The organism is Pseudescherichia vulneris, from assembly GCF_902164725.1.
Lineage (GTDB): Bacteria > Pseudomonadota > Gammaproteobacteria > Enterobacterales > Enterobacteriaceae > Pseudescherichia > Pseudescherichia vulneris.
On record NZ_LR607338.1, the window covers coordinates 280,279 to 294,335 of the forward strand.

Consider the following 14,057-nt stretch of genomic DNA (forward strand, 5'->3'; position numbering starts at 1 on the left):
ACACAGTGCCGCCCGGCATTAGCATCAGCCCTTGATCTTCGGATCCAGCGCGTCGCGCAGGCCGTCCCCCAGCAGGTTAAAGGCCAGCACGGTGAGGAAAATCGCCAGACTCGGGAAGAGTGCCACGTGCGGGGCGATAACCATATCCGCCCGCGCCTCGTTGAGCATCGCTCCCCACTCCGGGGTCGGCGGCTGCGCACCCAGTCCCAAAAACGACAGGCTGGCGGCAGAGATAATCGAGGTGCCGATGCGCATGGTGAAGTAGACCACGATGGACGAGATGGTCCCTGGCAGAATATGGCGGAACAGAATCGTGGCATCGCTGGCACCGATGCTGCGCGCCGACTCGATAAAGGTCTGCTGCTTGAGCACCAGCGTGTTACCGCGCACCAGCCGGGCAAAGGCCGGTACCGAGAAGACCGCCACGGCAATAATCACGTTGGACATGCCGCTACCCATCACCGCCACCACCGCAATCGCCAGCAGAATGCCAGGAAAGGCAAACAGCACGTCACAGATGCGCATGATGATGCGATCCCACCAGCCCTCATAGTACCCGGCCAGCAGGCCGAGCACCGTACCGATCGCGGCACCAATCAGCACCGCCAGCACCCCGGCGGTCAGCGAGATCTGCGCCCCCACCAGCACGCGGCTAAAGATATCCCGCCCGAGAGAGTCAACGCCGAACCAGTGCACCATCGACGGCCCGTCGTTGAGCCGGTCATAGTCAAAGTAATTCTCAGCATCAAAGGGCACGATCCACGGCGCGAGCGCGGCAACGATAATCAGCAGCAGCACGAACAACCCTGCGATCATCGCCATCGGCTGACGACGGAAACGCCGCCAGAACTCATGCCACGGGGTACGGATACGCGCCGGTTTGACCCCCGGCATGGCATTTAATATTGCCTGGCGACGCCAGTTTAAAAGTCGCATCCTTACTTGTACCTGATAGCCGGGTTAATGGCGGCATAGAGCATATCCACCACTAAGTTGATAAGAATAAACTCCAGCGAGAAGAGCAGCACTTCGGCCTGGATCACCGGATAGTCACGCATCTCTACCGAATCCACTAGCAGACGGCCAAGACCGGGCCAGTTAAAGACCTTTTCGACCACAATCGAGCCGCCAAGCAGGAAGCCAAACTGCAGGCCCATCATGGTCACCACCGGGATCATGGCGTTTCGCAGGCCATGCTTGAGGATCACCCACTTCTCGCTCACCCCTTTGGCGCGCGCGGTGCGCATGTAGTCCTCGTTAAGCACGTCAACAAAGGAGGCGCGGGTAAAGCGCGCCATCACTGCCGCCACCGCCGCGCCGAGGGTGACCGACGGCAGAACGTAGTGCCGCCAGCTGTCCGCCCCCACGGTGGGCAGCCAGCCCAACTCAACGGAGAAGACCTGCATCAGCAGCATGCCGAGGGCAAAGGCCGGAAACGAAATGCCGGTCACCGCCAGCGCCATACCGATGCGATCCGGCCAGCGGTTGCGCCACACGGCGGCGACAATCCCAGCGGCGAGGCCGAAAAGCATTGCCCAGACCATGCTGGCAATGGTAAGCCAGAAGGTAGGCATAAAGCGGCTGGCGATCTCCTCCGCCACCGGACGCCGGGAGACCATCGACATGCCAAAGTCACCCTGCAGCACGTTGATGATGTAGTGCCAGAACTGCTGCCACAGCGGCTGGTCAAGGCCCAGCTGCTGGCGCACCAGCGCCACCACCTGCGCATCAGCCTCGGGGCCGGCAATCAGCCGGGCCGGATCCCCCGGCAGCATATGCACGAACAGAAACACCAGCACGGCCACAATCAGCAGCGTGGGGATCAGGCCGAGCAGGCGTTTAAAAAAATAGTTAAGCATCTTCTACCCTGTTGCTGGCCCCCGCCGCGCTGGACGGAGGCCAGGCACGACTATTTTAAGTCTGCGTCGTCAAAGCTAAAGCCGGTATCCGGCATGATATAAAAACCGCTCAGATCTTTATTGTGTGCCGAAACCAGTTTCTCTACCACCAGCGGCACCCACGGCGACTCTTTCCAGATGGTATCCTGCGCCGCCTTGTAGTGCTGCGCCTTCTCCTCGTTGCTGGTGGTCTTCAGCGCGGCGGCGAGATCCTTATCGACCTGCGGATTGCTGTAGAACGCGGTGTTGAACAGGGTCGGCGGCCAGTTCTGCGAGGCAAACAGCGGCGACAGCGCCCAGTCCGCTTCGCCGGTCGACGCCGACCAGCCGGTGTAGAACATCCTCACCCCACTCTCCTTCTGCCCTTTGCCCTCAACTTCGGCGGCGCGCTGCCCGGCATCCATCGCCGTTACCTGCGCTTTGATGCCCACCTGGGCCAGCTGCTGCTGGGTAAACTGCAGCACCTTCTGGGCGGTACTGTGGTTATGGGAAGACCACAGCGTGGTAGTGAACCCGTTCGGATAGCCCGCCTCTTTCAGCAGAGCCTTTGCTTTGGCTGGATCGTAGGGCCACGGCTGGTAGCTCTGAGCGTAAGCAATGGACGGCGGCACGATGCCGGTGGCCGGAGTGGCATAGCCTGCGAAAGCGACCTTCACCAGCGCCTGGCGGTTGATGGCGTAGTTAATCGCCTCGCGCACTTTCGGATTATCAAATGGCTTCTGCGTTACGTTGAGGCTGATGTAGCGCTGCATGATTGACGGGCTGGCGACCAGATCCAGCTTGGGATTCTTCTTCAGCACGGCGGCCTGCTCGTAGGGGATTGGGAAGGCAAACTGTGCCTCGCCGGTCTGGAGCATCGCCGCGCGGGTGTTGTTATCCACTACCGGACGCCAGGTGATGGTATCTAACTTCGGCAGCCCCTGCTGCCAGTAGCCAGCAAACTTCTTCACCTTCACAAAGTCGGTCTGGTTCCAGGTCTCCAGCGCGTAAGGGCCGGTGCCCACCGGGTGGAAGCCAATCTCTTTGCCATACTTTTTCAGCGCGGCGGGGGAGATCATCGCCGTGGCCGGATGGGCAAGAATATTGATAAACGCCGAGAAGGGCTGGGTCAGGGTGATCTTCACCGTGGTGGGATCCACCGCCTCGGTTTTAGCGATATTTTTATAGAGGTTGTAGCGCTTCAGCCCGTTCTCTTTGTTGCTGGCGCGGTCGAGGTTGGCCTTTACCGCCTCGGAGTTAAAGTCGGTGCCGTCCTGGAACTTCACGCCACTGCGCAGCTTGATGGTGTAGACCAGGCCGTCGTCAGAGACGGTATAGCTCTCGGCAAGGACGTTTTGCAGTTTCATCTCTTTATCAAGACCAAACAGCCCCTGATAGAACGACTTCGCTACCGCCTGGGAGAGCGTGTCGTTGGCGTCATAGGGATCGAGCGTGGTGAAGTTCGACCCGACGGCCACCACCACGTCTTTGGCAGCGAAAGCGGGTGCCACGGCGAGCGCGGCGGCAACGCCTAGCGCCAGTCGCCATTTACGCGCAACAAATTGTGTCATCTTATTCTCCTGAAGTTCCCTGCCTGTTAACGATCAAAAACGGGATTGCGTGCTGCCGGGCGTCGAGCGGGCAACATAGTGGCCAGGCCCGACGCTGTGCAGCTCCACGCGATGTGAATCATCACCCGGCTTATAGATATTGCTGGGCATATCGTCGGAGAGCAGCACGCGCTGCGCCCGAGGATGCCCCGGCTCGGCCACCGGCACGGCGGCCATCAGCTTGCGCGTATAGGGGTGCTGCGGGTTCTCAAATACCGCACGCCGGGGACCGATCTCCACGATCTGTCCGAGGTACATCACTGCGACCCGATGGCTGATACGCTCCACCACCGCCATATCGTGGGAGATAAACAGGAAGGCGATGCCCATCTCCCGCTGCAAATCGAGTAGCAAATTAATAATCTGCGCCTGGATAGAGACGTCCAGGGCGGAAACCGCCTCGTCGGCGACCACCACTTTCGGATCGAGGGCCAGCGCGCGGGCGATGCTGATGCGCTGCCGCTGGCCGCCGGAAAACTCATGGGGATAGCGCCAGGCGTGCTCGGGCTTGAGCCCTACCCGCTCCAGCAGCCAGGCTACCCGGCGCTGGGCATCCTCCTCCCCCATCAGCCGATGCACGCGCAGCGGCTCCATAATCGAGTAGCCTACCGTCTGGCGCGGATCGAGAGAGGCGTAGGGATCCTGGAAGATAAACTGGATATCCCGCCGCAGCGGCTGCAGCTTGCTGTCCGGCAGGGTATCGATCCGCTTGCCTTCAAACAGAATAGACCCGCCCTGGGATTCCACCAGCCGCAGCAGGGCCCGCCCGGTAGTGGATTTTCCGCTGCCGGACTCCCCCACCAGCGCCAGCGTCTCGCCTGGCCAAAGGTCGAAGCTGACATGCTCCACGGCGCGTACCTCGCGAGTCACGCGGTTGAGAATGCCGCTGCGCAGGCCAAAGCGGGTAACCAGATCGCGCACCTGGAGGATCGGCTCCCCATCGACTACCGTATCCTGCTCAATCTCAGCCTCGTGCTGGTCTGGACGCTCCTTGCTCACCAGCGGCAGGCGGCGAGGCAGATCGCTGCCGTTCATCGCCCCCAGCTTAGGCACGGCGGCCAGCAGCGCTTTGGTATAGGCGTGCTGCGGGCTGTGGAAAACCGCCTCCACGGGGCCGGTCTCGACCGCCTCGCCCTGGTACATCACCAGCACCCGGTCGGCGATATCTGCCACCACGCCCATATCGTGGGTGATAAAGATCACCCCCATCGCCATCTCTTTTTGCAGCACGTTGATGAGCTGTAAAATCTGCGCCTGAATAGTGACGTCCAGAGCGGTGGTCGGCTCGTCGGCGATCAGCACCGCCGGACGGCAGGAGAGTGCCATGGCGATCATCACCCGCTGGCGCATCCCGCCGGAGAGTTGGTGCGGGTAGCGGTCGAGGATTGCGTCGGCCTCAGGAATGCGCACCTGCTCCAGCATCCGTTTCGCCTCGGCCAGCGCCGCTTCGCGCCCCAGCTTCTGATGCAGGCGGATCGACTCGGCGATCTGCTCCCCAACGGTAAACACCGGGTTGAGGGAGGTCATCGGCTCCTGGAAAATCATCGCAATATCGGCCCCGCGCACGCCGCGCATCTGCGCCTGGCTTAAGGCGTTGAGATCCACCACCTGGCGATTGCGCCGCTGGAGCCGCATCGCATCGCAGTGCACGCTGGCCCCGCTCTGCTGCTCCAGCAGACGCAGCAGCGCCAGGGCGGTAACCGATTTGCCCGAGCCTGATTCCCCAACGATGGCCAGCGTCTCGCCGCGTTGTAGACTGAACGACAGATCGCGCACCGCCTGCGTCACCTGGCCTTCGTTTTCGAAACGAATGCTCAGGTTGCTGACGTCCAGCACGGGGCTATTTTCTTGCAGGTGATTTGGCGGCTTAGTCATTATTCATTGCTCGTCTGGCAGCTTTTTCTATAAATATCATTATTGTCGCCGCAGTTTGATACGAATTTTGAATATAGAAAGTCGAAACGGTGATGTAAAGAGCCTGCGCAGCAATGGCACATAATGGGTACATACAGTCTGGCCCGGTTTTCTGCCATAATGGCGCATTGATTTCCCAGATTGCCCTCTCAGGAGTGAACTCATGGACCATACCGCCGGGCTGATCCCGCTTGACGCGGCGCTCGCTCAGATGCTGTCGCACATTCCCCCCCTCACCGACTACGAAACGCTGCCCCTGCACGCCTGCTTTGGCCGGGTGACGGCGCGGGAGATCGTCTCTCCGCTCAACGTGCCGGGCTTCGATAATGCCGCGATGGATGGCTACGCCGTGCGCCTTGATGCCCTGCGGGCAGGCGTGCCGCAGCCGGTAGCGGGCAAAGCTTTTGCCGGTCAGCCGTTCCACGGCGAGTGGCCAGCGGGGAGCTGCATCCGCATTATGACCGGTGCGCCGATCCCGCCGGGCTGTGATGCGGTGGTGATGCAGGAGGAGACCGAGCAGAGCGACGCCGGGGTGCTGTTTACCGGTGACGTGCGTCCGGGACAGCACATTCGCCGCGCCGGGGAGGATATTACTCAAGGCGCGGTGGTCTATGCGCCGGGCACTACCCTGACGGTAGCCGAGCTACCGGTGCTGGCCTCCCTCGGCATTCCCGAGGTTGAAGTGGTGCGCAAGGTGCAGGTGGCGCTCTTCTCTACCGGTGATGAGCTCCAGCTGCCGGGCCAGCCGCTGGGCGATGGACAGATTTACGATACCAACCGGCTGGCGGTGCACATCATGCTGGAGCAGCTCGGCTGCGAGGTGATCAACCTCGGCATCATTCCGGACGATCCCGCCCGGCTGCGCGAGGCGTTTATTGCCGCTGACCAGCAGGCCGACCTGGTGATCAGCTCGGGCGGCGTCTCGGTGGGCGAAGCGGACTACACCAAAACCCTGCTGGAAGAGCTGGGGGAGATCGCCTTCTGGAAGCTGGCGATCAAGCCGGGCAAACCCTTTGCCTTCGGCAAGCTCAGCCGCGCCTGGTTCTGCGGCCTGCCGGGTAACCCGGTCTCGGCGGCGCTTACCTTCTATCAGCTGGTGCAGCCTCTGCTGGCCCGCCTGAGCGGCAAGCCCGGCAGCGCCCTGCCCCCGCGCCTGCGGGTTCGCGCCGCCACTCGGCTGAAGAAAGCGCCGGGACGTCTCGACTTCCAGCGCGGCATCGTTGCGCGTGATGCCGAGGGGAATTTGCAGGTGAGCACTACCGGCCACCAGGGATCGCACATCTTCAGCTCCTTTAGCCAGGGCAACTGCTTTATCGTGCTGGAGCGCGAGCGCGGCAGCGTCGAGCCTGGGGAGTGGGTAGAGATCGAGCCATTTAACCACCTGTTTGGAGGGCTGTGATGGCCGTCGAGCTGAGCGATAGCGAGATGCTGCGCTACAACCGGCAGATTGTCCTGCGCGGCTTCGATTTTGACGGGCAGGAGGCGCTGAAGGCCTCCCGCGTGCTGGTGGTGGGCCTTGGCGGACTCGGCTGCGCTGCCGCCCAATACCTGACGGCGGCGGGCATCGGTCACCTGACGCTGCTGGACTTCGACACCGTGTCGCTGTCAAATTTGCAGCGCCAGACTCTGCATAGCGACGCAACAATCGGCCAGCCGAAGGTCGCCTCGGCGCGGGCGTCGCTGGCGCGCATCAATCCGCTGGTGAGCTTCACCACCCTCAACGCCCAACTGGAGGGCGAGGCGCTGCATGCCCAGATTGCCGCTCACGATCTGGTTCTGGACTGCACCGATAACGTCGAGATCCGCAACCAGCTCAATGCCAGCTGCTTCAAGACCAAGGTACCGTTGGTTTCCGGGGCGGCGATCCGCATGGAGGGGCAGATCAGCGTCTTTACCTGGCAAGAGGGAGAGCCGTGCTACCGCTGCCTGAGCCGCCTGTTTGGCGATACGGCGCTGACCTGCGTTGAGGCGGGGGTGATGGCCCCGCTGGTCGGGGTGATTGGCGCGCTGCAGGCGATGGAGGCGATCAAAGTGCTGACGAGGTTTGGCCAGAGCGCCGCCGGAAAAATTGTCCTGTACGACGCCATGACCTGTCAGTTCCGCGAGATGAAGCTAATGCGCAACCCGCAGTGTGAGGTGTGTGGCGGATAACGGCTAGATTCCCGCCCGGCCAAACGCCGTCTGCCACTCCTGCTCAAACTTAACGATAGCCGCCTCTACCGCCGGAGCGGCGATAAACTGCTCCGCCACGTCCAGCGGCAGGGTAATCGCCTCGCAGCCCGCCAGCAGACACTCCAGCGCCTGGCGCGGGGTCTTGAAGCTCGCCGCCAGCACCTTCGAACCCGGCGCGTGCAGGGTCAGCAGACGCTGCAGATCCGTCACCGTCTGAATACCGTCTCCGCCCTGGGCATCCACGCGGTTAACGTAGGGTGCCACATACTCGGCTCCGGTCAGGGCGCTCAACAGCCCCTGCCCCGCGCCGTACACTGCCGTCCCCAGGGTCGGGATCCCCTCGGCTTTTAGCAGCTTGATCGCCGCCAGCCCTTCCGCACTGACCGGCACCTTCACCACGATATCGGGGATGATACCGCGCAGCTTATGCGCCTCGGCCACCATCTCTTCGGCGTTGCTCGCTAATACCTGGGCAAAGAGCCGTCCTTTTCCGCCCAGGGCATCCTGCAGGGCAGGCAGCAACTCCCCCAGCGGCATGTGGCCTTTGGCAACGATGCTCGGGTTAGTGGTGACCCCGGCCAGCGGGAAGCTGCGGGCTAGCCGCTTTACTGCCGCCACGTCGGCGGTGTCCAGGTACAGTTCCATATGAACTCCTCAAAGTGAGAGATTAAGCATGGTTTAAAACTTAACGAATTCTACCTGCCAATATGTTGACCCGCGTCAAAATAACTTTCATTCGAAAGTAATTTAATCTGCATATGAAATATGAGGGCAGATTATGATTTTCAATATTCAGCGCTACTCCACCCACGACGGCCCCGGCATTCGCACCGTCGTCTTCCTAAAAGGCTGCTCGCTGGCCTGTCGCTGGTGCCAAAACCCGGAGAGTCGCGCTCTGACGCGGGAGGTGCTCTTTGATGCCCGCCTCTGTCTCACCGGATGCGATCTCTGCCAGCAGGCGGCGCCGGGCGTGATTGACCGGGCGCTCAACGGCCTGCTGATCCATCGGGAAAAGCTCAGTGAGGCGCATCTTACTGCGCTGGAGACCTGCTGCCCCACCCAGGCGCTCACCGTCTGCGGTGAAACCCAATCGGTGGAGGAGATTATGGCCATCGTGCTGCGGGATAAACCCTTTTACCAGCGCAGTGGGGGCGGGATCACGCTTTCCGGCGGCGAACCCTTTATGCAGCCAGCGCTCAGCGCCGCGCTGCTGGAGTCCAGCGTTGAGCACGGCATTCACACGGCGGTTGAAACTTGCCTGCACGTGCCCTGGGGCTACATCGAACCCTCTCTCTCCTGTGTCGATCTCTTTCTTGCCGATCTCAAGCACGTCGACAGCAGGGTGTTTAAAACCTGGACCAACGGCTCGGCGAAGCGCGTGCTGGTGAACCTGAAACGGCTGGCGGCGCGGGGCAAACAGCTCATTATCCGCGTACCGCTGATCCCCGGCTTTAACGCTGACGAGGCCTCCATCACGGCGATTACCCGCTTTGCCGCCGACGAGCTTGGCGTCGAGGAGATCCACTTTCTGCCTTACCACACGCTGGGCATTAACAAATATCACCTGCTGAACCAGCCCTATACCGCGCCCGATAAGCCGCTCGACGCGCCAGCCCTGCTGGCCTTCGCCGAAGCGTCCGCCCGCGAGTATGGCCTGACCGCTACCCTACGAGGATAATGCTATGACCGAGTTACGTCTTGATACCCTGACCCGCCGCATTCAGGCGCATAAAGATGCCCTGGTACACATTGTTAAGCCCCCGGTCTGCACCGAGCGCGCCCGGCACTACACCGAGGCCTACCGGCAGCACCTCGATAAGCCCATCCCGGTGCGCCGGGCGCTGGCCCTCGCTCACCATCTTGCCGAGCGCACGATTTGGATCAAGCACGATGAGCTGATTATCGGCAACCAGGCGAGCGAGGTTCGCGCCGCGCCTATCTTCCCGGAATACACCGTGTCGTGGATCGAAAAGGAGATTGACGACCTGGCCGATCGCCCCGGCGCGGGCTTTGCGGTGAGCGAAGAGAATAAGCGCGTTCTGCATGAAATCTGCCCGTGGTGGCGCGGCCAGACGGTACAGGATCGCTGCTACGGTATGTTTACCGACGAGCAGAAAGCCCTGCTGGCGACCGGCATCATCAAGGCCGAGGGCAATATGACCTCTGGCGATGCACACCTGGCGGTCAACTATCCGCTACTGCTGGAGATGGGCCTCGACGGCCTGCGCGCGAAGGTGGCCGAGCGCCGGTCGCGCATCAACCTCACCGTGCTGGATGATCTGCACGGGGAGCAGTTCCTGAAGGCGATTGATATTGTCCTGCATGCGGTCAGCGACCATATCGTCCGCTTTGCCGCCCTCGCCCGTGAGATGGCCAGCGACGAACAGCGCGTCAGCCGCCGGGATGAGCTGCTGCAAATAGCCGAGAACTGCGACATCATCGCCCATCGTCCGCCGGAAACCTACTGGCAGGCGCTGCAACTCTGCTACTTCATCCAGCTGATTTTGCAGATCGAGTCCAACGGCCACTCGGTTTCGTTTGGCCGCATGGATCAGTATCTCTACCCTTACTATCGCCGCGACGTCGAGCTGAATCAGACCCTCTCCCGGGAACAGGCCATCGAGCTGCTGCACGGCTGCTGGCTGAAGCTGCTGGAGGTAAACAAGATCCGCTCCGGCTCGCATTCGAAGGCGTCAGCCGGAAGTCCGCTCTATCAGAACGTGACCATCGGCGGCCAGAAATGGATCGACGGTAAGGCGCTGGATGCGGTCAACCCGCTCTCCTATGCCATTCTCGAATCCTGCGGACGCCTGCGCTCAACTCAGCCCAACCTGAGCGTGCGCTACCACGCCGGGATGAGCAACGATTTCCTCGACGCCTGCGTCCAGGTGATCCGCTGCGGCTTCGGCATGCCCGCCTTTAATAACGACGAGATTGTGATCCCTGAGTTTATTAAGCTGGGGATCGCGCCGGAGGATGCGTATGACTACGCGGCGATTGGCTGTATCGAGACCGCCGTCGGCGGCAAGTGGGGCTACCGCTGCACCGGGATGAGCTTCATCAACTTCGCCCGGGTGATGCTCGCCGCGCTGGAGGGCGGTCGCGACGCCACCAGCGGCAAGGTGTTCCTGCCCCAGGAGCAGGCGTTATCTAAAGGTAACTTCGCCGACTTCAGCGAGGTAATGGCAGCCTGGGACGCCCAAATCCGCTACTACACCCGCAAATCCATTGAGATTGAGTACGTGGTGGACACCATGCTGGAGGAGAACGTCCACGATATTCTCTGCTCGGCGCTGGTGGATGACTGCATCGAGCGGGCCAAGAGCATTAAACAGGGCGGCGCGAAGTATGACTGGGTGTCGGGATTACAGGTAGGGATTGCCAACCTCGGCAACAGCCTGGCGGCGGTGAAAAGCTGGTCTTTGACCAGGGCGTTATCGGCCAACAGCAGCTCGCCGAGGCGCTGGCGGCAGATTTCGCCGGCCTGACCCACGAGCAGCTGCGCCAGCGCTTAATCAACGGCGCGCCGAAATATGGCAACGACGATGACAGCGTCGATCTGCTGCTGAACCGCGCTTACCAGACCTATATTGACGAGCTAAAGCAGTATCACAATCCGCGCTACGGTCGCGGCCCCATCGGCGGCAACTACTACGCGGGGACCTCGTCCATCTCAGCCAACGTGCCCTTTGGCGCGGCAACCATGGCGACGCCGGACGGGCGTAAAGCGATGACCCCGCTGGCGGAGGGAGCCAGCCCGGCCTCCGGAACGGATCGTTTCGGCCCCACGGCGGTGATCAACTCCGTCGGCAAGCTGCCGGTAGGGTCGATTCTCGGCGGCGTGCTGCTTAACCAGAAGCTGAATCCGGCCACGCTGGAGAATGAGAGCGATCGTCAGAAGCTGATGCTGCTGCTGCGCACCTTCTTTGAAGTCCGCAAAGGGTGGCATATCCAGTACAACATCGTCTCCCGCGAGACGCTGCTGGCGGCGAAGGCGCACCCGGACCAGTATCGGGATCTGGTGGTGCGCGTGGCGGGCTATTCGGCGTTCTTTACCGCCCTGTCGCCGGATGCGCAGGATGATATTATCGCGAGAACCGAGCACACGTTGTAATGTGCTACGCCCGGCGGACCGCCTGCCGGGCCTACCTTTACTTTCGTATGAAATTAAATGTGTGCATTTGCTCACATCATTACTAGAATGCTCCTGACTGTTTTTACCCTGGGAGCATAACGTATGACCGTAAAAGTTATCGTCACCGATATGGACGGAACTTTCCTTGATGATGCCAAAGCCTACGACCGCAGCCGTTTCCTCAGCCAGTTCCGTGAGCTTCAGGCACGCGGCATTGAGTTTGTGGTCGCCAGCGGCAACCAGTTCTACCAGCTCATCTCCTTCTTTCCGGAAATCAAAGACGACATCTCTTTCGTGGCCGAAAACGGCGCGCTGGTCTACGAGCATGGCAAAGAGATCTTCCATGGCGAACTGACCCGCCACGAATACCAGATCGTGCTGGGCGAACTGCTCAAGAGCGAAGGCCTGAACTTTGTCGCCTGCGGTCTGGAGAGCGCCTACGTCAGTAAAAGCGCGCCGCCGGAGTTTGTCGAGCTGATGTCGCATCACTATCACCGTCTGAAGCTGGTAGGTGACTATCGCGAGATCGACGACAAGATGTTTAAGTTCTCGCTCAACCTGCCGGACAGCGAGATCCCGCAGCTGGTGGATGCCCTGCACGTCTCTCTCGACGGCATCATGAAACCGGTCACTAGCGGCTTCGGCTTTGTGGATCTGATCATCCCCGGCCTGCATAAGGCCAACGGCATCACCCGCTTGCTCAAGCGCTGGCAGCTTTCGCCCAGCGACTGCGTCACCATCGGCGACAGCGGCAACGACGCAGAGATGCTGCGCATGGCGAAATTCTCTTTTGCGATGGGTAACGCTGGCAAAGCCATCAAAGCGATTGCCAACTTCCAGACCGACGACAACAACCAGCAGGGCGCGCTGAACGTGATCCAGGCCGTACTCGACGCCACCCCGCCTTTCAACGCCTAAGCACCTCTACGCCAGCACGCTCGCGGCTGGCGTCACCCTCTTCTCTCTTTTGTGCAGCCCATCATCTTTTTAAACTTGCATTAACTTTTTTTTAACTTAAATTAGCATATGTAAGCCAAATACTTTCGAATGAAAGATGCGAGAGGGTGATATGACTAAAATGTATGCAAGTGAAACGCTGCCTGCTGACTACAAGGCGGCGATTCGCCAGGTAAAACAGGCCCTGCGGGCGCAGATTGGTGACGTGCAGGCTGTCTTTAACCGCCTTGAGGAGCGCATCGCCGCTCAGGTAGCCGAGATCAACGCCCTGAAAGCGAAAGGCGAGTCGGTCTGGCCGGTGATCCCCTTTGAAGATGTGAAGGGCGGCCGCGTCAGCGAGGCGCAGCGTGCGGCCATCAAGCGTCGGGGCTGTGCGGTGATTAAGGGCCACTTTCCGCGCGAGCAGGCTTTAGGCTGGGATCAATCCATGCTGGCTTATCTCGATCAGAACCGTTTCGACGACGTCTACAAAGGTCCGGGGGACAGCTTCTTTGGTACGCTGGAGGCCTCGCGCCCGGAGATTTATCCCATCTACTGGTCGCAGGCGCAGATGCAGGCCCGCCAGAGCAGCGAGATGGCGCAGGTGCAGTCTCTGCTAAACCGCCTCTGGACGTTTGAGAGCAACGGCAAGCAGTGGTTCGATCCTGACGTCAGCGTAATCTATCCGGACCGCATTCGCCGTCGTCCGCCGGGCACCACCTCTAAGGGGCTGGGCGCGCACACCGATTCCGGGGCGCTGGAGCGCTGGCTGCTGCCAGCCTACCAGCAGGTTTTCGCCTCGGTGTTTAACGGTGATATCGACAGCTACGATCCGTGGCACGCCGCGCACCGTACCGAAGTCGAAGAGTACACCGTGGATAACACCACCAAGTGCTCGGTATTCCGCACTTTCAAGGGTTGGACGGCGCTGTCGGATATGCTGCCGGGCCAGGGTCTGCTGCACGTGGTGCCGATCCCCGAGGCGATGGCCTACATTCTGCTGCGTCCGCTGCTGGACGACGTGCCGGACGATGAGCTGTGCGGCGTAGCGCCTGGGCGCGTGCTGCCGATCTCCGAGAAGTGGCATCCGCTGCTGATCGAGGCGTTAACCAGCATTCCGGCGCTGGAGGCCGGGGACTCGGTGTGGTGGCACTGTGACGTCATCCACTCCGTGGCACCGGTAGAGAACCAGCAGGGCTGGGGCAACGTGATGTATATTCCCGCCGCGCCGCTGTGCGAAAAGAACCTCGCCTATGCGCGGAAGGTAAAGGTGGCATTAGAGAACGGCGCATCGCCGGGCGATTTCCCGCGTGAGGATTATGAAGCGACGTGGGAGAACCGCTTTACGGTTGCGGATTTAAACGAGCACGGCAAGCGCGCGTTGGGTATGGCTTAAACATCGTACAATCCTTC

The 14,057-nt window shown here is 61.0% G+C and carries 10 protein-coding genes and 1 pseudogene; 6 read left to right on the forward strand and 5 right to left on the reverse strand.

The window, feature by feature from the left end; all coding sequences use genetic code 11:
- Window positions 1-24: 24 nt before the first annotated feature.
- The 4 genes from gsiD to gsiA are packed head-to-tail and all read right to left on the reverse strand — an operon-like array spanning window position 25 to window position 5,362.
- On the reverse strand, window positions 25-936 hold the full coding sequence (gsiD, locus tag FN633_RS01145) for a glutathione ABC transporter permease GsiD (RefSeq protein WP_154056453.1): 912 nt from the start codon (window positions 934-936) through the stop codon (window positions 25-27).
- Between the two features lie 2 nt (window positions 937-938).
- Window positions 939-1,859: a glutathione ABC transporter permease GsiC gene (gsiC, locus tag FN633_RS01150; protein ID WP_154056454.1), complete on the reverse strand. Its 921-nt coding sequence runs from the start codon at window positions 1,857-1,859 to the stop codon at window positions 939-941.
- Between the two features lie 50 nt (window positions 1,860-1,909).
- Window positions 1,910-3,448 (reverse strand): glutathione ABC transporter substrate-binding protein GsiB, encoded by a 1,539-nt coding sequence (gsiB, locus tag FN633_RS01155; RefSeq protein ID WP_154056455.1) that lies wholly within the window; start codon window positions 3,446-3,448, stop codon window positions 1,910-1,912.
- Between the two features lie 33 nt (window positions 3,449-3,481).
- On the reverse strand, window positions 3,482-5,362 hold the full coding sequence (gene gsiA, locus FN633_RS01160) for a glutathione ABC transporter ATP-binding protein GsiA (RefSeq protein ID WP_154056456.1): 1,881 nt from the start codon (window positions 5,360-5,362) through the stop codon (window positions 3,482-3,484).
- 202 nt (window positions 5,363-5,564) lie between these two features.
- Between gsiA and moeA the strand changes: the two genes are divergently transcribed.
- Both moeA and moeB read left to right on the forward strand, forming a co-directional pair.
- Entirely contained in the window at window positions 5,565-6,800 is a 1,236-nt protein-coding gene (gene moeA / locus FN633_RS01170; RefSeq protein ID WP_154056458.1) for a molybdopterin molybdotransferase MoeA, read from the forward strand.
- Complete coding sequence (gene moeB / locus FN633_RS01175; protein WP_154056459.1) at window positions 6,800-7,552, forward strand: molybdopterin-synthase adenylyltransferase MoeB; 753 nt, start codon at window positions 6,800-6,802, stop codon at window positions 7,550-7,552. The genes moeA and moeB overlap by 1 nt, the downstream gene beginning before the upstream one ends.
- Window positions 7,553-7,555: 3 nt before the next feature.
- On the opposite strand, the gene fsa is transcribed toward moeB, so the two are convergent.
- Complete coding sequence (gene fsa / locus FN633_RS01180; RefSeq protein ID WP_154056460.1) at window positions 7,556-8,218, reverse strand: fructose-6-phosphate aldolase; 663 nt, start codon at window positions 8,216-8,218, stop codon at window positions 7,556-7,558.
- A 133-nt stretch (window positions 8,219-8,351) separates the two neighbouring features.
- Between fsa and FN633_RS01185 the strand changes: the two genes are divergently transcribed.
- The 4 genes and pseudogenes from FN633_RS01185 (at window position 8,352) to FN633_RS01200 (ending at window position 14,040) form a co-directional block, all read left to right on the forward strand.
- Window positions 8,352-9,251 (forward strand): glycyl-radical enzyme activating protein, encoded by a 900-nt coding sequence (locus FN633_RS01185; RefSeq protein WP_154056461.1) that lies wholly within the window; start codon window positions 8,352-8,354, stop codon window positions 9,249-9,251.
- Window positions 9,252-9,255: 4 nt separating this feature from the next.
- Window positions 9,256-11,687: pseudogene (locus tag FN633_RS01190) on the forward strand (formate C-acetyltransferase/glycerol dehydratase family glycyl radical enzyme).
- A gap of 123 nt (window positions 11,688-11,810) precedes the next feature.
- The gene (locus FN633_RS01195; RefSeq protein ID WP_154056462.1) at window positions 11,811-12,626 is read left to right on the forward strand and encodes a Cof-type HAD-IIB family hydrolase; all 816 of its coding nucleotides are present in this window, start codon (window positions 11,811-11,813) and stop codon (window positions 12,624-12,626) included.
- A gap of 151 nt (window positions 12,627-12,777) precedes the next feature.
- Window positions 12,778-14,040: a DUF1479 domain-containing protein gene (locus FN633_RS01200; protein WP_154056463.1), complete on the forward strand. Its 1,263-nt coding sequence runs from the start codon at window positions 12,778-12,780 to the stop codon at window positions 14,038-14,040.
- Window positions 14,041-14,057: the final 17 nt, after the last annotated feature.

Excerpts from the sequence above, each read along its gene's own strand:
- FN633_RS01195 (WP_154056462.1), top strand. The coding sequence starts at position 11,811 with ATGACCGTAAAAGTTATCGTCACCGATATGGACGGAACTTTCCTTGAT.
- gsiA (WP_154056456.1), bottom strand. The coding sequence starts at position 5,362 with ATGACTAAGCCGCCAAATCACCTGCAAGAAAATAGCCCCGTGCTGGAC.
- FN633_RS01185 (WP_154056461.1), top strand. The coding sequence starts at position 8,352 with ATGATTTTCAATATTCAGCGCTACTCCACCCACGACGGCCCCGGCATT.
- FN633_RS01200 (WP_154056463.1), top strand. The coding sequence starts at position 12,778 with ATGACTAAAATGTATGCAAGTGAAACGCTGCCTGCTGACTACAAGGCG.
- fsa (WP_154056460.1), bottom strand. The coding sequence starts at position 8,218 with ATGGAACTGTACCTGGACACCGCCGACGTGGCGGCAGTAAAGCGGCTA.
- moeA (WP_154056458.1), top strand. The coding sequence starts at position 5,565 with ATGGACCATACCGCCGGGCTGATCCCGCTTGACGCGGCGCTCGCTCAG.
- moeB (WP_154056459.1), top strand. The coding sequence starts at position 6,800 with ATGGCCGTCGAGCTGAGCGATAGCGAGATGCTGCGCTACAACCGGCAG.
- gsiC (WP_154056454.1), bottom strand. The coding sequence starts at position 1,859 with ATGCTTAACTATTTTTTTAAACGCCTGCTCGGCCTGATCCCCACGCTG.
- gsiD (WP_154056453.1), bottom strand. The coding sequence starts at position 936 with ATGCGACTTTTAAACTGGCGTCGCCAGGCAATATTAAATGCCATGCCG.
- gsiB (WP_154056455.1), bottom strand. The coding sequence starts at position 3,448 with ATGACACAATTTGTTGCGCGTAAATGGCGACTGGCGCTAGGCGTTGCC.